21 protein-coding genes and 1 pseudogene are annotated in these 24,209 nt (G+C 44.2%); 11 read left to right on the forward strand and 11 right to left on the reverse strand.

All coding sequences use genetic code 11. The features are described 5' to 3' along the window. Nucleotides 1–9: 9 nt before the first annotated feature. The 4 genes from OCV50_RS18480 to moeA form a co-directional block, all read right to left on the reverse strand. Nucleotides 10–543, reverse strand: a complete 534-nt coding sequence (locus OCV50_RS18480; protein ID WP_390905155.1) for a hypothetical protein — start codon at nt 541–543, stop codon at nt 10–12. A 2-nt stretch (nt 544–545) separates the two neighbouring features. Continuing rightward, a complete protein-coding gene (locus OCV50_RS18485; protein WP_261904193.1) occupies nt 546–2,690 on the reverse strand; it encodes an LruC domain-containing protein in 2,145 nt (714 codons plus the stop codon). 253 nt (nt 2,691–2,943) lie between these two features. Continuing rightward, nucleotides 2,944–3,693, reverse strand: a complete 750-nt coding sequence (gene moeB / locus OCV50_RS18490) for a molybdopterin-synthase adenylyltransferase MoeB (protein WP_261904194.1) — start codon at nt 3,691–3,693, stop codon at nt 2,944–2,946. 12 nt (nt 3,694–3,705) lie between these two features. Then, nucleotides 3,706–4,941 carry a molybdopterin molybdotransferase MoeA gene (moeA, locus tag OCV50_RS18495; protein ID WP_261904195.1) on the reverse strand — a complete coding sequence of 412 codons (1,236 nt, stop codon included), beginning with the start codon at nt 4,939–4,941 and terminating at the stop codon, nt 3,706–3,708. Between the two features lie 188 nt (nt 4,942–5,129). Here moeA and folE point away from each other — a divergent pair, with 188 nt between their 5' ends. Further along, on the forward strand, nt 5,130–5,783 hold the full coding sequence (folE, locus tag OCV50_RS18500; protein WP_239839801.1) for a GTP cyclohydrolase I FolE: 654 nt from the start codon (nt 5,130–5,132) through the stop codon (nt 5,781–5,783). Between the two features lie 382 nt (nt 5,784–6,165). Here folE and OCV50_RS18505 read toward each other — a convergent pair whose 3' ends face one another. From OCV50_RS18505 to OCV50_RS18520, 4 genes are all read right to left on the reverse strand, one after another. Then, nucleotides 6,166–6,711: a hypothetical protein gene (locus tag OCV50_RS18505; RefSeq protein ID WP_261904196.1), complete on the reverse strand. Its 546-nt coding sequence runs from the start codon at nt 6,709–6,711 to the stop codon at nt 6,166–6,168. Between the two features lie 10 nt (nt 6,712–6,721). Beyond that, nucleotides 6,722–7,261, reverse strand: a complete 540-nt coding sequence (locus OCV50_RS18510; RefSeq protein ID WP_239839803.1) for a YaeQ family protein — start codon at nt 7,259–7,261, stop codon at nt 6,722–6,724. A gap of 112 nt (nt 7,262–7,373) precedes the next feature. Next, entirely contained in the window at nt 7,374–7,583 is a 210-nt protein-coding gene (locus tag OCV50_RS18515; RefSeq protein ID WP_032552737.1) for a cold-shock protein, read from the reverse strand. Nucleotides 7,584–8,065: 482 nt separating this feature from the next. Next, nucleotides 8,066–9,139 (reverse strand): PQQ-dependent sugar dehydrogenase, encoded by a 1,074-nt coding sequence (locus OCV50_RS18520; protein WP_261904197.1) that lies wholly within the window; start codon nt 9,137–9,139, stop codon nt 8,066–8,068. A gap of 221 nt (nt 9,140–9,360) precedes the next feature. Between OCV50_RS18520 and OCV50_RS18525 the strand changes: the two genes are divergently transcribed. Beyond that, nucleotides 9,361–10,551, forward strand: a complete 1,191-nt coding sequence (locus OCV50_RS18525; RefSeq protein WP_261904198.1) for a multidrug effflux MFS transporter — start codon at nt 9,361–9,363, stop codon at nt 10,549–10,551. Nucleotides 10,552–10,575: 24 nt separating this feature from the next. Here OCV50_RS18525 and OCV50_RS18530 read toward each other — a convergent pair whose 3' ends face one another. Together OCV50_RS18530 and OCV50_RS18535 are read right to left on the reverse strand one after the other, a co-directional pair. Beyond that, nucleotides 10,576–11,361, reverse strand: coding sequence for an ABC transporter ATP-binding protein (locus OCV50_RS18530; RefSeq protein WP_239839806.1), 786 nt, complete (start codon nt 11,359–11,361; stop codon nt 10,576–10,578). A 38-nt stretch (nt 11,362–11,399) separates the two neighbouring features. Next, complete coding sequence (locus OCV50_RS18535; RefSeq protein WP_261904199.1) at nt 11,400–12,173, reverse strand: siderophore ferric iron reductase; 774 nt, start codon at nt 12,171–12,173, stop codon at nt 11,400–11,402. Between the two features lie 164 nt (nt 12,174–12,337). Between OCV50_RS18535 and OCV50_RS18540 the strand changes: the two genes are divergently transcribed. The 9 genes and pseudogenes from OCV50_RS18540 (at nt 12,338) to OCV50_RS18580 (ending at nt 23,716) form a co-directional block, all read left to right on the forward strand. Next, nucleotides 12,338–13,303, forward strand: coding sequence for an AraC family transcriptional regulator (locus tag OCV50_RS18540; RefSeq protein ID WP_261904200.1), 966 nt, complete (start codon nt 12,338–12,340; stop codon nt 13,301–13,303). Nucleotides 13,304–13,495: 192 nt separating this feature from the next. Further along, nucleotides 13,496–15,619 carry a TonB-dependent siderophore receptor gene (locus tag OCV50_RS18545; protein ID WP_261904201.1) on the forward strand — a complete coding sequence of 708 codons (2,124 nt, stop codon included), beginning with the start codon at nt 13,496–13,498 and terminating at the stop codon, nt 15,617–15,619. A 145-nt stretch (nt 15,620–15,764) separates the two neighbouring features. Then, nucleotides 15,765–16,646, forward strand: a complete 882-nt coding sequence (locus OCV50_RS18550) for an iron-siderophore ABC transporter substrate-binding protein (protein WP_390905175.1) — start codon at nt 15,765–15,767, stop codon at nt 16,644–16,646. Further along, nucleotides 16,646–18,640: a Fe(3+)-hydroxamate ABC transporter permease FhuB gene (gene fhuB / locus OCV50_RS18555; RefSeq protein ID WP_261904203.1), complete on the forward strand. Its 1,995-nt coding sequence runs from the start codon at nt 16,646–16,648 to the stop codon at nt 18,638–18,640. Before OCV50_RS18550 ends, fhuB begins: the two co-directional genes overlap by 1 nt. Before the next feature lie 170 nt (nt 18,641–18,810). Continuing rightward, on the forward strand, nt 18,811–19,623 hold the full coding sequence (locus OCV50_RS18560) for a crotonase/enoyl-CoA hydratase family protein (RefSeq protein ID WP_261904204.1): 813 nt from the start codon (nt 18,811–18,813) through the stop codon (nt 19,621–19,623). Between the two features lie 97 nt (nt 19,624–19,720). Continuing rightward, nucleotides 19,721–20,875 (forward strand): OmpP1/FadL family transporter, encoded by a 1,155-nt coding sequence (locus tag OCV50_RS18565; RefSeq protein WP_261904205.1) that lies wholly within the window; start codon nt 19,721–19,723, stop codon nt 20,873–20,875. Then, complete coding sequence (locus OCV50_RS18570; protein WP_261904206.1) at nt 20,875–21,567, forward strand: hypothetical protein; 693 nt, start codon at nt 20,875–20,877, stop codon at nt 21,565–21,567. The genes OCV50_RS18565 and OCV50_RS18570 overlap by 1 nt, the downstream gene beginning before the upstream one ends. A gap of 172 nt (nt 21,568–21,739) precedes the next feature. Then, on the forward strand, nt 21,740–22,375 hold the full coding sequence (locus OCV50_RS18575; protein ID WP_261904207.1) for an SDR family NAD(P)-dependent oxidoreductase: 636 nt from the start codon (nt 21,740–21,742) through the stop codon (nt 22,373–22,375). Nucleotides 22,376–22,603: 228 nt separating this feature from the next. Beyond that, nucleotides 22,604–23,716 (forward strand): annotated as a pseudogene (locus OCV50_RS18580) (NADH:flavin oxidoreductase). A gap of 200 nt (nt 23,717–23,916) precedes the next feature. On the opposite strand, the gene OCV50_RS18585 reads toward OCV50_RS18580, so the two are convergent. Next, a complete protein-coding gene (locus OCV50_RS18585; protein ID WP_239839818.1) occupies nt 23,917–24,165 on the reverse strand; it encodes a hypothetical protein in 249 nt (82 codons plus the stop codon). Between the last annotated feature and the right edge of the window lie 44 nt (nt 24,166–24,209).

Raw genomic sequence — 24,209 nt, forward strand, 5'->3', positions numbered from 1 at the left:
CTCAGTTATCTACCAGGTTACTTGCATAACATCTGATGAAACCACTTGTTGAAGCGGTGGTTGACCGTCATAGAACCAGATTTCAATAAGGATACTCTCCTCACTGATTGGGGCCGTAAATGAAGAACTGAACTGCCCATTATTTAGTGATCCAGCAATTAGTCGGCTTGAGTAATCTGGTTTAAATGTAGCATCACTGCGCTCAGAGTAGCGGCTGTAAACAGACACAAATGAACGGCTCGTCGAAATGTGGCTGATATCGATATCAAGGTCATGCTGCTCTACCGGGTTGTAGTCAAAGCCATCTGGTACGGTTAAATTAGACATCGTGCTTGCCACTGCCGGAGCGGGCGCAGCTGTTGAACCGCCACCTCCGCCGCCACCTCCACCACAACCAAAGATTAAAGTAGTACTGGCGATTAATGTCATCAATGAAGCTTGTTTAACCATGGCTCTACTTCCTTTTGTTAATGTTCCCTTTACAGCTGATGAATCAAAGTTATAGCGACTAGAGTGTGAGGATTTCATTTGCTTGTTCATCATTATTACTCCTCTGTGCTCAAGTCATAGCATTGACCAGCTTCAGGTGACTGGAACCAGTTGGTAGCATCTGCACCGCCAGATTCTGCGAACGTTTTGAATTGTGGATATGCAGTAACAATGTCTACACGCTCTTGTGGCCATTCCCATTCAGTGGTTGATGTGATCATTAGTGCCCAAGGATGATTCTCCGCTGTTTTGAAGTACTTGCCTTCGCTTGGACTACTGTCATCAACACCTAAACCCGTTTCAAATAGATTTGCGCTGTCAAAGGCCTCTGTTGGTGCCTGGTCTGCCAAATGTACTTCCCAACTGCGACCTGGGTGCAGAGGTAGGTTGGGACCGTGATAGTGCCCTGGTGTTGCAAAGATGAACGGGTCATACGGCATGTCTGTCCAAGCGCTGGTATCAACGCCTTCACCATCCAGTGAAATGCCAATTTGGAACGCAAATTGTTCGTCATCTTTACAGCCATTCTGGGTACGATAGAAATCACAGCTGGTGGCAATTTTCTCAGTGAGATTCTCTGCGACAACAAAGATAGCTTCGCTACGACCACTTTCCATATTTAGAGAAGTAAAGACACCGTTCTCTTTCATATAGGAGTTGCCAGTGCTAACAGAACTCGGTGCAAGATTTGGTAGGCGTACGGCAAAGCCATTTAGGTAATCAGCGCCGACAGCGACTAAACGACCATCAATAGTGGATTTGACGACTTTGCCATCTTTTAAGATCTCTGTGATGCGATAGCGAAGCACGGCATCGTTCATGTCGTAATCCGCTTTATACGGCCAGTTATCTTCGTACGCTAGTGTTGCGTAACCAGAAGCGCTTGGGAAGTAGCGAGCAGTCGCTCCATCGTTAAGCACATCGACTTGAATATCGACAACCTCACCCGATGTTGAACCGCCATAATATTCAAGGTTGGTTTGTTGACTGAAACGGAATCGAGCCCAAGTAGTCCCCGTTAATGCGCTGACATCGACATTAAGGAACAGCTCATTTTCACCTGCAGACAGTTGGTAGTCAGCAAAGACTTTTTCGTTTTCGCCGTCAAAGCTGCCATCTTGGTTCCAATCAATCCAAGCTGACAGGTAACCTGTCGTCGAAGCTTCAATCATCACTTTAGAATTGAGGCCAGCCTCAAGTGCCGTAACAAATCCGATACCACCGTTGGTCCATTCATCATCGACACCGGTTGTTTCATCAGACTGAGGTGATACAAAGCCATCTTGTTCGCCGTCTGGTGCCTCTGTTCCGAGCCAAGTAATTCCATCAAGCTCATGACGAGGGCCATTGCTGTTCAGCAGTGTTAAGTAGCTGTCTGGTGCATCACCGAAATCGATATTTGAATCTTCGTCAATAACAGGAGCATTGGCACAACGAGCACCGTCATTTTGACCAGAGCTAGGGCCATTAGAGACAAACTCTACAGCAGGGACTATGCCTGCAGCGATATTGGCTGCGTTATCTGGCGATAGATTAACACGGTAGATTTTGCCGTCTTGGTTACGTGACACATAGTAGTTACCATTGACATCGAAATAGCCAGCACCAAATGTACCCGTTTCGCCCGTATCACCGATCGAAGTTTCTGCGCCTGTGTTAGGGTCGAAGGAGTAGAGTACTCCTGAATTGTTATCGATACCGTAAAGCTTGCCATCACTTGGATGGAACGCAAAGTCTGTGAGTTTAACAGTGGCAATATTAGACACTTTCACAACGGGTAGGACTGCATTGGGATCCGACGCGAGTGGTGTTAAGTCGATAGTGAACAGTCCTTTACCAGTGCGGTACAGATAGTAGGTACTGTTATAAACATCCCCGACATAAAAGGTGTGGTCAGTCGGTAGGCCACTTGTGTTGACGACTTCGGCTTGGAAATCTTCCCCAAGTCGAACAATTCTTTTATTGGTTGTGTCGTAGCCATAGATATAGCGGTCATCGAAGCTGAAACCGACACCATTAATATTGACGTCCATACCTGTGTCCGATTGCAACAACGTGGTAGAGCCTGTGACGAGATTGACGCCATATACTTGAACTGGCGTAGATTGAAATAGATATGCCTTACTTGGGCAAGTTTCAAAAGGGGCTGCTTGCACTATCATTGGTGCGCTTAGAAGCAAACTTAACGTTGGGATTCTCATATCAACATCCTTGTAATGGAAGATAATGTATGAGTATCAATTCTTATGCCAATCTTAAGTTGTTGTTTTGTAGGGTTTAAATTTTGACTCGGTTAATTTTCTCAAAATGAGAATTGAAATGGTAACGAGATGAGAGGCGATGTAGTGCGCGTTATCAAAATGAAAATATGCGAGGGTAGCTATAAAAAAAGCTTCAACTTAACAGTCGAAGCTCAATTGTGAAAATGATATGGGTGTTACTTAAAAAACTGGGTTAGCCACACACTGTACAAGTGGGCATTTTCATCAGTTTCATTTCTCGCCAACTGTGGGACATAGCATCTAAGATAAGTAGCTTGCCTTCTTTTGGGGAGCCGAACTGCGCAATCACTTTGATGGCCTCTAACGCCTGCGCAGCACCGACCATACCAACCACTGGCGCCATAACACCGGCCTCAACACAGCTAAGTGCCGCATTACCAAATAGTGCACTCAAACATTGATAACACGGAGTGTTTTCGTCTTGGTAGGTGAATACGCTGATCTGTCCTTCCATACGAATGGCTGCACCAGATACCAAAGGTACCTTCGCTTGATAGCAGAGACGATTGAGTTGGTTTCGGGTTTCTACGTTATCACATGCATCCAATACCAAAGAGTGAGATTGTACTAAGGCGATTAGTTCGTCATCTGACAGGCGTCGATCAATGGTCTCAACAGCCAAATGAGGGTTTAATAATTTAAGTGACTCAGCCGCTGATTCAACCTTCTTCTTGCCGATGTCTGCATCAGTATGAAGAACTTGTCGTTGTAGGTTAGACAATTCGACCACGTCATCATCGATAAGCGTGAGTTTGCCAACACCTGCAGTCGCCAGATACTGAGACGCCGCACAGCCTAAACCGCCAGCGCCCAACACAAGTATGGAGCTTTGCTTGAGCGCTTCTTGTCCCTCAAAATCGAACTGTTTAAGGATGATCTGGCGGTTGTAGCGAAGCATTTCCGCGTCAGACAAAATTTCCATTAACAAGCCTCGTTAGTAGAGTGTTGAATTGAACAGTTGGATTTGCACGGTTTCACCCGCCTCAACTCGGCCGCGTTCACGTTCAAGTACCACAAAGCAGTTTGCAAGGCTCATTGAGCGGAATGCGCCCGAGCTTTGATTACCTGTTGTCTCGACAACAAACTGACCATTTTCAATGGTGTAGATTCCGCGTTGGTAGTCGGTGCGTCCTGGTGCTTTTTTAAATGCAGAGCGTGTTGTCGCAGGGATTGATTCAGGTGCTTTCCAAGCCGTATTGCCAGCCAATTTCGCAAGCATTGGTTGTACAAGTACGTACATGGTTAAAACTGCAGACACTGGGTTACCCGGTAAGCCACAGAACCAAGCGTTCTCTAGTTCACCAAAAGCAAAAGGTTTGCCCGGTTTAATCGCCAGTTTCCAAAAGCCAATCTGCCCAAGCTCTTCAAGGATGTCTTTGGTGTAGTCAGCTTCACCAACACTTACACCACCCGAAGTGACTACGACGTCAGCGAGATCTTGCGCTTTTTCGAATGTTTGTTTAAGCGTAGCAGGGCAATCAGGAATGATGCCTAAGTCGATTGCTTCACAGCCGAAAGCTTCAATCAGTGGCTTGATACCGTAACGGTTGCTGTCGTAGATCTGACCATCTTCCAATGGCTGACCCAAAGGCTTAAGTTCGTCGCCTGTAGAGAAAAAAGCCACTTTAGGTTTACGCAGCACTTGAATGTGGCTAATACCTAGAGAGGCGATCATTGGAATATCACGAGGAGTTAGGCGTTCGCCTTTACTCAGTACAACATCACCCTGTTTGATATCATCACCAGTAGGGCGAATGTTGTTATTTGGCTTGATGTCAGTTTGCTGAATTTCAATGCCGCCTTCGGTTTCACGCGTGTTTTCTTGCATGATCACCGCGTCACAACCTTCAGGTATCTTAGCGCCAGTCATGATACGAATGCAGGTGTTTTGTGGCCATTGACCTTCAAACGGTTGACCTGCAAAAGATTTACCAGCGAGTGGAAGCGTGTAGCCATTTTCTAGATCCGCTAGACGCAGGGCATAACCATCCATTGCTGAGTTATCAAAAGGAGGAACAAAAATAGGTGAGAGAATATCTTCAGCAAGAACGTAGCCTAAAGCATCCGCCAGCGGTAGTGATAGTGTTTCATGAATTGGTGTGATTGGTGATAGCAGCTTATCAAGTGCTTCTTCAATTGGCATCAAGCCGGGAGCGTCGCAACAGCCCATAATTGAATTCCTTTGATCGTTATTATTTTGATTTGTTTGTTGGTACAGCGGTATCAACGAAATTGATGCCACTTTAGCATAGTTTGAGGCCCGTAAATAATGACCTCCCTTAAAATATGGGTGTAATTATTCAAAATTCCGAGTATCCTTGTCTGCCATCCAAAAGGGGTAATAGAAGAGGAAGTTCAATGTCAGGTCTTAGCGAATCAGCGAAGTTGGTTAAAGATGCGCTAGCGAGCCGCGGGTTAGAAACACCAATGAGCCCGAATCAGGTAAGCCGTGAAGAGAAAAAAGAACGAATCGAACACCATATGCGTGAGATTCTGACTCTTCTAGAACTTGATTTAACGGATGACAGCTTAGAAGAAACGCCGCATCGTATTGCTAAAATGTATGTCGATGAGATTTTCTCTGGTTTGGATTACGCCAACTTCCCTAAAATCACCGTAATCGAAAACAAGATGAATGTTCGAGAAATGGTACGCGTGAAAGACATCACGGTAACCAGTACATGTGAGCATCACTTGGTGACGATCGATGGCAAAACGGCGGTTGCTTATATCCCTCGTGGAAAAATCATTGGTCTTTCTAAGATCAACCGCATTGTTCGTTTCTTTGCACAACGCCCTCAAGTTCAAGAGCGCATGACGCAACAAATCCTAGTTGCACTGCAAACTTTGTTGGAAACTGATGATGTTGCAGTAACCATGGATGCGGTTCACTACTGTGTGAAGTCTCGTGGCGTCATGGATGCAACCAGTGAAACAACCACAACGGCTCTGGGGGGGATTTTCAAGTCAAACCCAGCAACCCGTCATGAGTTCTTGCACGGTTTACGCTAATCTACGATTGATTAGATAAGTTCGATTTCGCTTTTTTAATCGACAAGAAATATTCGAAGCCTCGCACTCTGCGGGGCTTTTTTGTATCTGATTCGCATCATTGCCTAACGTAACAAATAGTATTAGGAGGAACCCCTTAATACATATGTGGTTTTGTGCTAGCGATAGATCCCCGACTCAGTCGTCCCTCCTTCTCGGGGATGACGGTGTTCGTGTTATTTGTATCTTTGAGTCGTTGAGCAACAGGTCAAGGGATGGCAAAAAAACACACCCGTCATTCTCTAGAGCGAGGGACGAGCGTAATAGGGAATCTCTTACGGCGGGATTGCAAGAAATGCGCTCTGCAACAGCAAAGCGCATTTCTCATTTGAGTGTGAAGCTATTAAGACAGGTTAAACAAACGCTTAAAGCTATGAATGAAACCCGATGGCTTATTCTGCGCCTGATAGATGTTCAAACCATCGTAGAAGCTACCCATGAACGCAACACGAATCTCATCTTCAGTCTGCCTAACTATTCGGCATAGTAGTGAGGCTGTCGCCATTGCATGATCGTTCGCTAGGCTGTAATCCATACCCATACGCCCTTGGACAAACAGCCAAAGATGAGTGATGAACTGCAGCTTTTTCGAACTTGAATGGTTGAACTTTTGACTATGCTCTTGCCCAACGGTTTCTTCGAGAACTTGCTGCATCGCTTCGCTGGCATCTTTGTCAGCACTAAATTCGTAGCTTGCGTCGATGTGGGTCTTTGTAAGCAAGCCGAGTAGGGTCTGAATGCTGGAGTTGTCAGGCTTGTTTTCACATGCGTGCTTGAACAAAGACTGATTACTCTGGATAAAGTCTTTTGATTCTTGCTCAAACCCAATTTTTAGCGCTTGAATCTGTTCGTAGCCTGCTTCTGATAAACAGTGTTCGAGTTTACTCATAGTGCTGATGTTATTCGTTGCTTTGCAGCTCTTCCCAAGTCACTTCAGCAGACTGGGTATCACTGTTAACAAAGGCTGAATTGCCCGTAAGCATCACTGAAAGATCCATGGTGCGTTCTGTCATTTCCGCCAGCTGTTCAATGCCTTCGTTGCTAAGTCGAACAATTTGAGCATCCAAGTAGCCAAACTTACCGCGGTTCTGTTCCCACCAAACATTTGATTTGGTGTTGAAGCTGAATACTTTCACTGATTTTGATAATCGAGTGGCTTTCTTAACGCGCTCTGGATCCGGTTCACCTACGTCGATCCACTCTAGGATTTGGTCATCAAGAGACTTTTGCCATAGGTCTGGCTCTTCAATAGTCGATAAACCTTTGGTGAATTGAAGCTCTGGTGAAGCATTGATACAAAACGCCATGATACGTGCCATCATGCGTTGTTCAGTCTCAGAAGGGTGCTGTGCAATAGTAAGGTTGAACGAGTCGTAGTAATCTCGATTCATGTCAGTGAGAGAGATACGAAATTTGTAGATTGTAGGTTTAAGAGCCATTAGCACTGTCTTGTATTATAAATTGACCTCTATCTTACCTTAACTGAATGAATTTTGGGTAAAAAAATAGCCAGCGTCGGCTGGCTATTTCAGGAATGCTTTAAGCGATCAATTAGATTACTTTGATGCTGTCTGCTTGAGGACCTTTTTGACCTTGAGATACTACGAACTCAACTTTTTGGCCTTCAGCAAGAGTTTTGAAGCCGTCACCAACGATTGCAGAGAAGTGTGCGAATACGTCTGGACCGTTCTCTTGTTGGATGAAGCCGAAACCTTTAGTTTCGTTGAACCATTTTACTGTACCAGTAACTGTGTTAGACATGATGATATCCTAAATTATTTTTTATTTGAGCCTATTGCGGCACCGATAGCGTGGAAAAGTTTATTGCTATTGCGTACAACACAACGGGGGGTTACTAGTAATCCGACGATATGTTTATATACAAAGAACTTTCTTTCTAGCCGAAATCGAGTCTAAATCAAACAGGGTCGGTGTCAATGGTATCTTGTGCTAAAGGTTGCAGAACTTTGGAGGCAGTCAAACTTTCCATCCCTTAGATATCATGTAGTTACAATGGTATGGTGTTTTGTTGTACTTTTTGTGACAGATAGGTGTGATTTTTGGCAAAAAACTGGAGTCAAAGCACTAATTCAACAGTTATTAATATCAATAATGGATGTGAAATGTGAGGCGTAAAACAAAATAAAAACGAGACTCATTCGAATGACTAATCCCTTGTCTAAAAGGGTTCCAAGGCCGATAGCACGTCAAAAAGACGACAATATACAACCTTGGCTACTAACCTAATGGGTTACGCGATACAAATTCCCGTTGTCGGTACTAAAGTAGATATCACCCTCTGGCGTCACTTCAATATCACGGATTCTTTCTCCCATTTCTTCAAACAATCGCTCTTCCGCAACGGCTTGGTTTTTATTGTTGAGTGTCACAACATTAATATGGGCAAGCTTTAACGCACCAGATAGCAGTTTGCCATCAAGCTCAGGGAATTTTTCTCCTCTGTAAAGCACCAAGCTGCCTGGAGCGATAGAGGGAACATAGACTTTTACAGGCGACTCAATACCTTTCTTAGTCTCTGCTTCGCCAACCTTAATTGGGCCCCAATACTCTTTACCGTGGGATGTGACTGGCCAACCGTAGTTTGCGCCTTTTTTGATCAGATTGATTTCGTCACCACCTCGAGGCCCATGCTCAATGGACCAAAGCTTTTTGGTTTTTTTATCATAGAAAAGACCTTGAGGGTTTCTATGGCCATAACTCCAAATCTCGTTAAGCACGTTTTTGTTTTTCACAAAAGGGTTGTTTTTGGGTACTTGGCCGTCAGGTGTTAGCCGTAATATTGAACCTGCATGGGTTTGCGTGTCTTGGCCGTTGTCTCGTTCACCGCGATCACCAATCGAGAAATAGAGACTGTTACTATCAAAAGTAATTCGGCTACCAAAATGTCGACCTGTATCCGTCAAGGATTGAGAAACGAACACGTCTTGCCAATCGGTAATCAGCTTCCCGTTGTAGGTTGCGCTGGCAAGAGCTGTGACGGAATCACCTTGTTGCTTCTTACTGTAGGTGACGTAAATTTTGTCTTTTTCAAATGGAGAGAGGGCAATATCTAAGGCACCTCCTTGTCCTTTAGCCCATACGTCAGGCAGGCGAAAAAGAGTCTCTTGTTCACCAGTCTTTAGGTTAACTTGTTTGATCACGCCTTCGCGCTCCGTCACCAACATCGTGCTGTCGTCAATGTATGCAAGCCCCCAAGGAATCAACAAACCATCAGTGATTTTCTCAACTTGAAGTGCTTGACTAGGTGATGCAATAGCTAGGCTTAAAGCAGCGGTAATACAATGACTTAATCTCATACAGTCTCTCCAACTCATCCCTTGTCTTTTAGTGTAGCGTTACTATTGCTCGTGAAAAGTGACTATTTCGAAAATAAATGTAAATAGTATTGTATGAATAAACCATGTGGCGTATGTTATTTCGTCTTTTCTCATAATGCATTTCAACTATAACCGGCAAAGTTGGTAAGCATTGTTTCAGTCGCTCTTAGTTACACTCGTCAAAGTTAGGTTGTGAAGCCATGAAGTCCAGTTTTGAATTTAAAACTATCTTGCTCGCTTGTCTGATCATCAGCGTTGGTCAACTTAGCATGGGCTTGGTGTTTCCATCGCTACCTTGGATTGCCAAAGACTTCGATGTTTCACTGGAGCAAGCTCAATTGTTGGTGAGTGTCTACCTGCTTGGCTTTGGACCTTCACAGTTCTTATACGGACCGATTTCCGATGCGTTGGGACGCAAAAAGGTATTGTTAACGGGTCTTTTGATCGCCTTGATGGGGCTACTCGTGATCATTTTTCTTAGTTACTCGTTCACGAATATGGTCGTTGGCCGTTTCTTACAAGGTTTGGGAACTGGTTGTTGTGCTGTACTGGCTAGGGCAACAACGCGTGACAGATATTCAGGCTCGGAGCTACCAATCGCCATGTCTTATATTGCGATGGTAGCGTCAATTACACCTCTAATTGCGCCGGTCATTGGTGGTTTCATTAACTTCCATTTTGGCTGGAGCATGGTCTTTGTTTCACTGCTTGGCTACGTCAGTTTGGTGTGGTTTGTTATTGCTTTTCGCTTTAAAGAAACGGTCAGTCAGTTTTCGAAAATCCCATCACCTAAACGCATGATCATTCAGTATAAGGAGTTACTAAGCTCAAGGTATTTCATTAGTTTTGCCAGTATCGGTTGGCTTAATTTTAGTTTGATGATTACCACTGTATCGGTTATGCCGTTTATCATGCAGAACCAAATTGGAATGACATCGGATCAATACGCAATGTGGGCCGTGATACCGGCATTGGGTATGTTAGGAGGCACCAGCTTGTGTAGCAGGATCCGACCTATCTTGGGCAGTAAGAAAACTCTACTAATCACACCTATTCTTCATATCTGTGCAGCGGTTTGGCTCTTTGTTTGTCCTTTGGAGCCTTTGTACCTAATGCTCGGGCAGTTACTGATGATTCTTGGAAACGGTATTGCACTGCCGTGTGCGCAAGCTCTAGTGATGCTTCCGTATAAAAAGAATGCAGGTGCGGCGGCAGCTATGTCCGGTGGAGGGCAGATGGTGGTTTCGTCGTTAGTGAGTATGGGATTGGTTCAGTTAGGTTTGGGAGAAGCATGGCACCTGTCGATTGTGATCGCGGTGTTTACTTTGATTACACTGTTTAATATCACTCGTGGCTTTAATAGCCCCGAAGCACAGCAGGCCAATGTTTAGCCTGCTGTATATGGATTGATTTTATTATTCACACACAACGGCCACTTTTTGACTAGCCAGTGTATCTGCTGGCACAGGGTGATCGATCAGTTTGATTGGTGATTCATATAACTCTGAGAGTGTTTTCTCACTTAGCAAGGTATCGGTACCACCTTCAAAGGCAATCTTTCCCTGCTTTAGAGCGACGATGTGGGTGGCATAACGCAGTGCTAGGTTAAGATCATGAAGGATCACTATGATTCCCACACCTTCATTTTTATTAAGCTCAGCCAGTAAACTCATGAGCTGAAATTGATGATGAACATCGAGAGCCGATGTCGGCTCATCGAGAATCAGCAATGGGGATTGTTGCGCGAGTAGCATCGATACCCAAGCACGCTGACGCTCACCACCAGAGAGTTCATCGGCTAGCGCACTTGAAAACTGATCGATATCGGTGCGTTTCATTGCTTGCTCAATGATCGTGGCATCTTCTTGATTCCAACGTCCAAAGGCGCCCCGCCAAGGGAATCGTCCTAATCGAACTAATTCCGAAACTGTGAGTCCAGCTGAAGTAGGAAGTTTTTGTGGCAAATAAGCAATGCGTTTGGCGAGCTCTTTACTTTTTAGCGAATTCAACGAGGTACTGTCGAGCTTCACTTCTCCTTGTTCTGCTTGCATTTGACCCGACAACAAATTCACCAATGTTGATTTTCCTGAACCGTTATGACCGAGCACCACAGTGAGCTTATCGGTAGGTATTGTTAAGTCAGGGACTTTCAAAATGGTTCGGTCGTCGCGGATCACTTCAATATTAGAGAGCTGGAACATAAATCGCCTTTGATGGAGTAGGTACTGAATGTCGCTGGTTATTTTTCAGGTTTAGTTGTCTTGCGCTTGTTGTCTGGGTGTCGAGGGCAGTCATCACACAGTTTACGAGACTCACATTTATAAACGAGGCAGCAACTGGTTCGAATCAATTTCAACATTCCCGTTTCAGGATCGGTTCTAAGGCTGCTTAAGTGGCGAGTTGGAAGCTCACAAGCCTCTAACCATAATCTCGCTTGTTCAAGGATATATTCATTGCTGAACTCATTGTGGTGACGTTGAACTTTAATGAGTGCCGCTAAAAGGTGATCAGCCAACAAGTGCTGAGTAAAGCCCGGACGAATACGTGTCCAAGTGTTAATTTGCTCTCGGTAGAACTCAGCTAAAGCCAATAACGCTTTTCCCGCTTCTGGTATCAGCTCTTCTGGCTTTCCATGTTGGTGTGCATCAGTGCCGAAACGATAGCCCGTGATAAAGCCTTTTATACGCGACTGACCAATATTTTGAATGTCAGGCAATGAGTGCAATGCGTAAATGGAGATAAAGGTAACGTAAATTGGTTGCCAGCTTAATAGGTCCCAAGTGCGGGTTAACCAATATGGATTTCCCGCTTCCGGATGGTTTTTTGCCAAGCTATCATAAACACGTTTAATCTCGATATGGCTGTCTGGATTACTGATTACGATGCTTTTGCCGTAAATTGGTCCAAAACTGCCTTTTAAGAAAGGAGTGACTTCTTTGGAAAGCGAGAATACTTTTTTATGAAGGGGAGGCGCTTTTTTACGGGTAACAATATCGTGTATCTGAGCCAGCATAAGATTGGTATAAATGATAATCAATTTCGTTATCATAACCAAACGGAGAGCACTTCACCATACAAATTGGGGCATTAACATCGTTTGAAATGGAATTTATAGACCGAATAACAAACGGTGCGTGACCCGAATCGAGGTTAATGATACTAATATTTGTAAAACGAATGTTATTTATCCATCTATCATCCACTAAAGACGAAGAAGTATTAACGTTGAATAAGAACACCCCTGCATTTGAACGAATTAGTAAGGTTCTAGGCTTTATTCACAGCAACCTTAGCAGTCCGCTTTCGTTAGAAGAGATTGCAACCCAAAGCTGTTGGTCTCGTTGGCAGTTGCAGCGTGTTTTTCAGTCTGAGACGGGGATGACCGTTGCGAACTACGTTCGTGAACTTAAGTTAAGTAGAGCCGCTGAATTGTTGTTAGATGAAGATCAAAGAGTGATCGATATTGCTATCGCACTCGGATTCAATTCAGAAATCAGCTTTAGTCGCTCCTTCAAGCAAATGTTCGAAATTAGTCCTAGCCAATATCGAAAAAGCGGTAAAAGAGTAGGTCTGAAGAAGCCCATCGAGGTTTCGGATTTCTCTGCTGCTTTAGAACAAGAGAGTCGCGCTCGTTTTGTAGAAGTGAAAATTGATGAGCGTGATGCCTTTTTGATCAAAGGTATGAGTACTGAGATCAGCGGGCTGTTTTCGCTTACTCAGGACTTTGCACAGAAGGTTCCACAGTTGTGGGCTCACTTAGAGCAGGAAGTGGTGTTACCTAAGGAACAAGACCTACGTTTTATGGGTGTGGTCGATATAACCCAAGCGAATTTCGATGGTACTAACCTAAAATATTGGGCAGGGGTGGTTTTGGATGAAAAGGTGTCTATGCCCACTTTACCTAGTGTGGTTTCTGAAAAACTCGAGATACTTACTGTACCCAAGCAAACCTATGCAGTGGTTAAGCATAAAGGGCCCATCCAAGGGTTACCAAAAACTCTGTCTTGGTTTGTTCTAAATTGGCTCCCATCTTCAGGCTATCGTGGAATTGATGGTTATGAGCTTGAAGTCTATCCAAAAGACTATCAATCACAGTCACAAGATGCCGAAATGGAGTATTGGATTCCAATAGTTCGAGCATAATCAACCTCTCCCTGTTTATGGGTAATACATGATTTGACCGTATTTATAGAAGGGTCAATTGCTTTTTTCCTAAGCAATTGACCCTTTTTTATAGATATTTGCACCAAATTGTTAATTATCGAGTCGTCAGATACATACAATGCAAATGAGATTTATTATTATTTAACTTAAGCATTGGTATCTGAGGGACTCATGAACACCCACACTCAATTCAAGTATTCCGCACTCGCTATCGCGCTTGTTAGTGCGCTATCAACTCATGCATATGCAGAAGAGCCGAATAAAAACTCTGAGCAAGATGTAGAAACAGTAACGATCCTAGGTAAGGCGTATCGTAATACGGCGACGAAATCTGCACTAGAGCCAGAAGAAACGCCACAGGGCATTACTGTCATTGAAGGTGAACAACTTGAACAGCGTGGAGTGAAGTCTCTTAATCAGGCGCTTCGTTATGTGTCGGGTGTGGTTACTGAACATCGAGGTGGCTCGGTGACGATGTATGATGAGTTTTCTATTCGAGGATTTAGAACAAGTAACGCTAGTTACTACGATGGCTTGTCTCTACAAGGTCTAAATGGTTGGAACCTGCAGCCTCAAATTGATCCAATTGCGTTGCAACAAATAGAAGTATTTAAAGGGCCGACATCTGTCCTTTATGGATCGATGCCACCTGGAGGCATGGTCAATATGATAGCAAAGGCTCCTCAACAAGAATCATTAACGAACGTGGGGGTTGCAACGGGGTCTCGTAACCTAATGGAAGCCTCGATTGATACAACGGGTCAGTTTGGTAACAGCGACTTTTCGTACCGACTTATTGCTCTCGCACGAAAACAAGATAGCCAAGTGGATAATGCAGAAGAAGAGCGTTACTTGATTGCTCCATCTGTCGACTGGCAAGCTACGGATAAGACACTGATCAACTTCAATCTTTATTACCAGAACGATCCGAACATGGGTATCAACTCATCAATGCCTTTAGAGGTGTTGAAAGCAAGCGATTCGTCGGTATCGATGGGAGATAAAAACTGGAGTAAGTTTGAACGCGAAATCTTTATGGTTGGCTACAAGATAAACCATGAATTTAACAGCGATTGGTCGTTCCTCCAAAATGCACGTTATACCGACGCTTCTTTGTATCAAGAGAATACATATCACCAAGCTTATGATTCTAGCAATCCGAATCAGCTTGTTCGTGCGCTCTATTCTACAGATGAAAGCTTTAAAGGGTTTGTAATTGATAACCAATTGAGTGGTGCTATTGCTGTTGGTGGCGTTGAGCACAATCTCTTGCTTGGTCTTGATTACCAAGACATGGATGGCAACGCAAACTATTCAACGTATACAACGTCAGGTGCTGGGTTCGGTAACTTTGATCCATTAAACCCAAATAATGATTTATTAGATCGAAGTGATATCACTAAGACAGGCGAATACCTAGATGATACGACATCTAGCCAGCTCGGTGTTTATGTTCAAGACCAAGTTCGTATCAATAAACTGGTTCTTATTGGCGGCGCTCGATTTGACCATTATCAGTCAGAGAGTGACTACTACGCCCATGAATCTGATCACAAACACCTGACTTATCGTGTTGGTGCTTTGTATGAATTCGACAACGGCGTTTCTCCATTTGCTAGTTTCGCGACGAGTTTTGAGCCAGCTCCTGGTGTAGATAAGTCAGGTTCCGAGTTTGATCCAGAAACGGCTAAACAAGCGGAAGTTGGTATTAAATACCTAGCGAATGACATGTCAAAAGAGGCAACGGTGTCTCTATTCCATATCACGAAGCAAGACATGCTGATGGCTGATCCAACAAATGTCTACGGACCAAAGATTCAGATTGGTGAAGTTGTATCTAAAGGGGCAGAAGTCAGTGGTAAGTGGTATGCAACTGAAAACTTCGATCTATCAGCAGCTTATACTTTTGTTGATATGGAAATCACAGAAGATGCAAACAATGGTTTGAAAGGTACAACACCAATCTATGTTCCGGAACACTCAGCCAATGTATGGGCAAAGTACAACGTGTTTAGCGGCCCACTGGATGGAACTCGCTTAAGTGCGGGGGCTCGCTATGTAGGTACGATGCAAATGAATTCAAGTAATACACAAGGCAAAGTACCAGCCTATACGCTAGTTGATTTAGCTATTGGTTACGATTTATCTGCCGCTAGCGACAGCTTAATTGGCGCGTATGCAAATCTTTCAGTGAACAATCTATTCGATAAAGAATATTACGCGTGCTACGACCAATCAAACTGTTGGTTTGGCGCTGAACAGACTGTGGAATTGAGTGTTAATTACGAATTCTAAAAGGGTCACATAACCCCAATAAACAAGCAGCCCGAGAAGGCTGCTTTTGTCGTTTAAAAAGAAACAACTAAAACCGATAGGGAATACTATGGATTTAATAAATAAAGGCTTACTACTTACCAAAGTGGGAATAGGTTTATCAATCATGGCTAGCATATGGTCAGGCCAAGTGTTTGCCGAGTTTCAGGTACAAGACAGTGAGGGTATAAAAACCTTGACGTCCGCGCCGCAGCGAATCGCCGCACTTAACTGGGATATTGCAGAACAGGTTATTGAGCTAGGAGTGACACCAATTGCGGTGCCTGATATCGCTGGATATAACGAATGGGTTGTTCAGCCTCCTATTCCAGAAGGAGCGCAAGATGTGGGGACACGAACCGAACCCAATTTTTCGGTTCTTAAACAGTTAAAGCCGGATGTTATTTTGATCGCTTCACCGCAGAAAGATCTCGAATCTCGTTTATCGGAAATTGCGCCTGTTCTTTACTATCAAACTTACAGCGAAACTCATAATAACGCACACGCTGCAATCGATAATTTCAAGAAAATAAGTCATGTTCTTGGTAAGGAAGAAATAGCGGATCAAAAACTGAAAGCGATGACTGAACGACTCGCAGAACTCAAAGGTTTACTGGATAAAGCATACCCAGCGGATAAACCGAAAGTAACGTCGTTTCGTTTCGCAAGCACCAACTCTGTATTTATCTACGGTGATAACTCGATCCCTCAGTATGCGCTGCAACAACTTGGCTTTGAAAATGCGATGCAATTACCAGCTAGCCAATGGGGTATTACTCAGAAAAGAATCACTGAACTTAAACACGTAAAAGATGGCATTGCATTGTACTTCGAACCTTTCCCTTACACTGCCAAGTTAAATCGTTCTCCTGTATGGAAAAGCATGCCATTTGTGAAGAATAACCAAGTTGGATCAGTGGCGCCGAGTTGGAGTTATGGCGGTGCAATGTCAATTCTCTATAACGCTGAGGCGATAGCTGAATCTATGCTGGAGTTGGCTGAGCAGTAATGAAATACAACGGGTTAATTGTTGTGGCTGTGCTGTGGTTAGCAGCCATTGTTCATTTATGGTTAGGGCAGAGCGATTTTGGGCCAGTACCACTGCTAATGAAAGAGATAGTGACAGCAGGAAGCTGGTCGGCTCTGCAACGCTTATATTCAGAATCGTTTGAGCTGATGGGGTTTGTTGATGTCAATTTGCCTCGTTTGGTAATGGCGATATTGGTTGGCGCTTCTCTGGGTACAGTCGGTAGCTTATTCCAGCAATTAACTCAGAATCGAATGATGTCACCATTGACGCTGGGGACATCTGCAGGCGCATGGCTTGGACTAGTGATGCTCAATGTCTTTGCTCCAATGTTGGTAGGGCAATTTTCCGTGATTTTTGCTCTATTGGGTGCATTGACAGCGATGGGGTTGATTGTCGCGATTGTCGGCTTCAAGAATATGAATGGGTTACCCATTGTGTTGGCTGGTATGGCCGTGAATTTGCTACTTGGTGCATTTGCGACGGCAATTATTCTTCTCAACGATCAATATGCACAGAACCTGTTTATTTGGGGGGCGGGTGATCTCGGTCAGAATGGTTGGGAGCAAGTTGAGTGGCTGCTTCCCAAACTGCTACCTATTGTCGCAATAATACTGTTTGCACCACGCGTATTAACGCTGTTATCTATCGGTACAGAAGGCGCTGCGGCTCGTGGTTTAAATATTGGAACCACCTTCTTTCTTTTAATGTTCATCGGAGTTTGGTTAGTTTCGGTGTCGATTACGACAGTGGGAGTGATCAGCTTTATTGGCCTTATTGCGCCAAACATTGCTCGTTATCTCGGGGCGATGAAAGCCAAGCATGAGTTGTACGCGAGTGGATTGTTAGGCGCCTTACTTCTGTGTATGACCGATAGTTTAGCTATCTTTGTTGGGCAGTGGTCTTTCGATCTTATTCCAACAGGTACTGCAACCGCTGTGATAGGCGCTCCGGCCTTGATTTTGATTGCAAGAAAGCAGTTAACTGCACAAGACCAAATGTTCTTCTCGATGCCAAAAGGTGCTAAAGAGACAAGTGCGCGCATCTACATAATGATTGGAGCAATCATGCTCGCCTTGATCGGGTTAAGCTCATTTTCACATCCACTCTCGACTGAACACTATTTCCAATTTCCTGATGCATTTGAGTGGTCAATTCGATGGCCACGTATGTTGACGGCTATTTTTGCTGGTGGAGGTTTGGCGGTGGCCGGGGTAATTCTACAGAGGCTAGTTTACAACCCGCTTGCGAGCCCAGATATTCTTGGGGTGTCGTCAGGCGCGGTATTGGCGTTGATTCTGAGTAGTTTGTTGTTTGGTCACTCAATTCATACGTTAAGCCCTTGGGTTGCTTTTTCTGGTAGCTTGGGCGCGCTCGCTCTATTACTGTTTCTTGGTAAAAAGCATCAATATGCGCCTTCCATATTAATCTTAACGGGGATCTCGTTAACCGCGGTGTTGGAAGCTTTGGTGCAATTTTCACTAACCCGTGTGGGAGAGGGTAAATATACCTTGTTGGCTTGGCTCGCAGGCTCTACTTACCGTGTTAAACCCGAGTCGGCGTTGATTCTAGCTATCGTAATTTCTGCGATAGTGACTGTGGCTATACTGTTGAGTCGTTGGATAACGTTAATTGGTTCAGGGAGACAGTTCGCATCGGCTCGTGGTCTCAACATTTCAGCGGCATATTTGGTGTTGCTCTGCTTGGTTGCAGTGCTGTGTGGTGTAGTAACGACTACCATGGGGCCCGTTGCATTCGTTGGTCTATTGGGGCCGCACATCGCAGCAATCGTGGGAGCAAGAACGGTTAAAGAGCAAATTTTGCTTTCGATGTTCATTGGCGCAACACTCATGTTGTTTGCTGATTGGCTAGGGCAAATAGTTGTATTTCCAGCTCAATTGGCCGCAGGGACTCTGGTTTCTGTGATTGGCGGTAGTTACTTCATATTTCTGTTGTTAAAAGCGAGGCGTGATTGATGTGCACGTGATTGATTCTGTTGATTCCTGAGTAGTACTTGGGTATTGCTTTTACTATGTGAAATCACATGAATACATCGACTAAGTATCAAATTTACATCGAGACGTTTGAGAATGTTAATAAAATGTTTACTCTAAAAGTAAGCCCATGACATCGGATGTCTTACCTTATGACGAATCAAGATCGTGTAATTTGCACTATAGATGATAACAACATCGCGACAGTAACCCTCAATCGGCCTGATAAATTGAACGCTATCGACATGGATATGTTTATGGCTGTCAATCAACTTACTCGAGACTTGAAAAAGAATCGAACCCTTCGCGCTGTGATAGTAACAGCCAACGGGAGTGATTTTTGCTCGGGTCTCGATGTGAAATCACTGCTCACCAGTAAAACAGGTGCGTTAAAGCTATTGTTCAAATGGTGGCCCACTCAACCAAATGCCGCACAACGCTTTTCCACTGGGTGGCGCGAGATACCATGCCCAGTGATTTTTGCGATTCACGGTAAGTGTTGGGGAGGAGGTTTACAGTTGGCTTGCGGTGGAGACTTCCGAATCGCGAGCTATGATTCCAATTTTTCTATTATGGAAGGGAAATGGGGATTGATCCCGGATATGGGAGGATCTCTCGCCTTTCGAGAAGTGATGCGCCAAGACCACACCTTAGAAATGGCAATGACGGCAAAGGTGATCGATAGCCAAACAGCGAAAAGTTATGGACTCGTTACTCACCTCTCGTCAGATCCTTACATGGAAGCGTACAACTTGGCACTCGAATGTGTTAACCGAAGTCCTGATGCGATTGCAGCCAACAAAAAGTTGTATCAGAAAACGTGGTGGACGAGTCCTGGTAAAGCACTCATGTTAGAGACTTGGTACCAAATAAAAGTGGGTATGAGTAAGAATATGAGGATTGCGGGTCAACGAGAGCGAAATCGCGAAGAACCAAGAGCTTTTGAGGCGAGGCAGTTTAAGTAGGACTTGGCTAGTAATACGCGTTATTCCATTTGTTTATAGAGGTTTGAGATACCCTATAGCTAGTTTAATTATTCACTAGCTAGATGAGCCTCCTTTGATGAAAAACTGTTTAAAAATCTCAGTAGCTGCAGCCGCAATTATGGCGAGCTTAAATGTTTCCGCTAGCGGTATCTTCCTTCAAGAAGCTGTGATCGCAAATGCAGGTACCACAGGAGCAGGGGATGGGGTCTACACCCGTTCTGCTGCCGCAATGTGGACAAACCCAGCGACCATGTCCTATATGGGCGAGAGCAAGACGACTATCAATACCATGGTGTTCGACTTGGAAATGGAGTACACAGATAGAAATGACTCAACTGACAATGGACGTGGTCACTCTGTTCTCCCTTCTGCTGGTGCATTTCACGCTCACCAAATTACAGACAAGCTTCATTTAGGTATTGCACTCGGTGCAGCAGGCGGCTCAAGCTTAGATTACGGCAGTAACTGGGCTGGTGCCGCTTTACTTGAAGACATCACACTTACGGCCATGCAAATCAATCCAGCACTCAGCTACCAAGTGAATGATCAGTTGTCTGTTGGTGCGGGTGTACAACTGGGCTGGGCAGCGTTCCAACAAACAACGTCAATGTTAACTGCTAAGCAAGACACTGATTGGGCTTATGGCTACAACTTGGGTGTGATGTATACACCAACCGAACAAATTAAGTTGGGAATTAGCTATCGATCCAAGTTAGAGCATGAGTTCAACAATGATGTCAAAGGCCTCGGACCACTAGATTCAATGTCAACGGGCATCGCATTACCAGAGATCGTTGATGTTAGTGCAAGTTATTCAGTTAACGAGCGCTTAGACCTATTAACCAGCGTTCAGTTACATCGCTGGAGTGCTTGGGATGAAACAGTTTTAGACTTCGGGACACAAATAGGTGGTCTACCAATTAAGCGCGATTGGGATGATGTTTGGAAGTTTGCCGTTGGTGCTGACTACCAACTGAACTCTGACTGGCGTCTAAAAGCAGGTTTCTCTTACGAAAGCTCTCCTCAAGATGATCCTACGATGCAGTGGGTTGATGTTCCTGTTGGCGAGCAATACCGCTACTCAGTAGGAGCTTCTACTTATTGGGATGACATCTTAATTGATGCTTTCTACGAATATGCAGATTTTGGTTCGGTTGATATGAATCGAGCGGGTGTAAATGGCACATTTGATGGCCGTATTCACTTTGTTGGCGTTAGTGCGACCTTCTAATGAAATCAAAAAGCAGATTGCTTGCAGCGGTACTCGTCCTTTTTGGTTCAGCACCACTGCATGCCGATGAAAAGCATCATGAAGACCCGACCAAGATCGTTACTAAAGCGGGCATAGCATACAATGAAGAACTCAAGTTTTCGGGATCTATCGGGCTTGATGAAGCTCGGATGATCAACGCTCGAATCAATGCTGATGGCGATGAGTGGCGAGTTGGTGGTTCATGGTTACTCCCATTGGGTATTGTGAACTTTAACTTCAGTCGCTCTGAGTATGATAATGACGCTTATAAGAATAATTACAGCATTGGTACCTTCGTACCGCTTAGTTATTTTGGTTTAGAACCCTATGGCTGGCAGTTGTTTCCTATGGCTGGCTACAGTTATAACGATGGTGAAGTCGCGTATTTTGATGACTCGAGCGTGGACAATGATTATGTCTTGATTCCAACATCGACCCATGGCGGATATTTAGGTGCGTTTGGCTTAAAACCGCTTAATAAACAGTGGTCGTTGCTAGCATTTGGTGGAGGCTCTATGGGTTCTGACGACTATTCTGGCTATTGGGCCGGAATTGGAGCGAGCTACAAAATCTCCAAAGCGCAGTCATTTAACCTGTTTAGTATCTTCGCTGAAGATGACTTTGGAGAGAACAATAGTGTAGGTGTCTCGTACACTTATGAATTCAATTAGACTCATAGGTAACTTCTTTTATCTGGATTAAGGCTGGCTGATTAAGTCAGCCTTTTTTATGGCTCATTCCACCTATTAAATACGAATGATTTTCATTTTATTGATCTATCTGTAAGAAAGCACAAAAGAACATCGATAATATGATCGTATATTCAACTGTTTAGAGGTCTTTATGAAAACTGTCGCGATTTGGGGAGCTGCGAGTGGTTTAGGTGCTGCAATGGTCGAACAATTCCACCAAAGTGGTTTTAATGTGATCGCTATTGCTCGAAACCCGAGTAAAAATCCACGTTTAGGTGAGCTTCAAGTTCAGACGTTAATTTGCGATGCAACCCTACAAGACCAAGTGGATGCCACTGTTGAGGCGTTACCTCAAGACTGTTTGGTTTTATCAAGCATGGGCAGCTTTAGAGCTGACGTTCCAGTCGACTATATCGGACATCGTTATTTGATAGATGCTCTGCAAAAGCGTGAGATTAAGCGCTTTTTATTAGTGACATCCTTAGGGTGTGGCGATTCGTGGCGATTCTTATCGGAGCGTGCAAGGCAAGGCTTCGGTGCTGCGGTAAGGGAGAAGAGTCTCGCTGAGGCTTGGCTTATGTCAAGTGATTTGGATTTTACTATTCTACGACCGGGCGGGCTTATTGATGGCAAAATCACGAACCGAGGTGAAGTCTCTCAAGTGGGCGAAGTTCATGGCGTGATTTATCGTCAAGAAGGCGCGCGAATTGTTGAGAGTTTGCTAACCGATGACGCTTGTATCGGCGAGATATACCAATGTGTTGACCAGACGGTGAAATATAGCTAATCAAAGGCGCTGACAAGCTAGTGGCTGGCATTAAGGAATTTGGCGTTAGTTTCTTATCAAAGGATGCATGAACCTTAATCTAGATTAACTTCTGGCTTGCTATTAGCCGTTACTATTCGAGTCATTCACGACATCGTTCGTATTGAACAGTGAAGAGCAACCTTCGAATTTTTCGATGGTTGCTCTTTTTCGTTTATCGACACCGAAAACAGATCAAGAGGGTTCCAATTGAGTACTTTGTTCACCGAAAATCGCCTTGGCAATATGGTTCTAAAGAATCGATTCATGCGCAGCGCGACTTGGGAAAATATGGCGACAGAAGATGGTCATATGACGGATAAGCTCTATGCGATTTATGAAGAGCTTGCACAAGGGCAAGTAGGGTTGATTGTTACCGGTTACGCAAATATCGTTGCAGAAGAAAAACCGAATGCAGGAATGATGGGGATCTACGATGATTCGTTCATCGAAGAGTACCAAAAGCTTATTTAACTGGTGCAAAGCTATGGTTCGAAGATCGTTATGCAGCTTGCTTACGGTGGCACAAAAACAACTTATAACGTTGGTGAACGTGTCATCTTTGCACCGAGTGATGTTCCAGAAATGGGCACTAAAACACAGGGAACAGCAATGTCGAAACAGGACATTGACTACATTGTTGGCGCTTTCGCTTCTGCTAGTTTAAGAGCAAAACAATCAGGTTTCGATGGTGTAGAAATTCATGCCGCGCACACTTACCTGATCAATCAGTTTTTAAGCCCTTACTACAATCAACGTCAAGATGAATACGGTGGCAACTTAGAAAATCGTATGCGCTTCTTGGTCGAGATTTTCGAAAAGACGCGAGAGTTGGTAGGTCAGGATTACCCGATTTTCGTAAAGCTAACAGCGACGGAGTTTTTTGAAGGTGGCTTGACCTTTGAAGAGACAAGGCAAATCTGCCAGCGCTTAGATCAATTGGGCGTAGATGGGATCATCATGTCTGGTAATGTTCATGGTAAAGCGAATACCATGGTTGGCGATAGCTATGATGGATATACCGTGCAAGAAGAAGGTTACTTCCATGAATACGGTGATATTGTCAGCCGTGAGATAAAAGCGCCCGTAATCACGGTGGGAGGGCTAACAGATATTGACGCCATTGAACATATCGCAAACAACACCGGTATTGAGTACTTTGCTTTGTCGCGTCCTTTGCTTTCTGAACCAAAACTTATTAAACGTTGGCAGGAAGGCGATCGTACCCCCGTTGAATGCGAACGTTGCTCTAAATGCCGAACCAAACGTGGCAATTTCTGCGTTGTTAATAAAGATCGAAAAGTACAATTAGCCGCAATGTAATGGGTTAAGTATCAACATCGCGCCGACAATGATTACATTAGCACGAGTGACTAAAGCGTTAACACCAGTCGTGTTGACCCTTGCTCAACCCGTGGTAATTTCTCCTAGAATCATCATCAGTCAGTAACAGTCAAAAAAGCCCAGCAATGATGCTGGGCTTTATCAATTTAGGTGTTTTCACGCGATGTTACGTTTGTAAGTTAAAGTAGAATCGCGGTTTCAAGAACGTGGTGTGCCTCACTGCTTAGATCTGGCATTTCGGTCATGATCTTTTTTAGCTTATCGTCAATTGATTCAGCTTCACTTAGTGCCTGAAAGTTGAGAATTGCTTGCATAGGCTGTTGCTCAACGTAACCCTTCAACATGCTAAGCTCAACCTTGTTCGCATTTTCAACTTTAGTTAGCGCCACTGTAATGGCTTCTATGCTTAAATTATTGTTTTTTAACATTTTAATTATTACAACATTGCTTTCAATGCGCGAACACTAACACA

The sequence above is a fragment of the Vibrio fortis genome (genome assembly GCF_024347475.1).
Lineage (GTDB): Bacteria > Pseudomonadota > Gammaproteobacteria > Enterobacterales > Vibrionaceae > Vibrio > Vibrio fortis.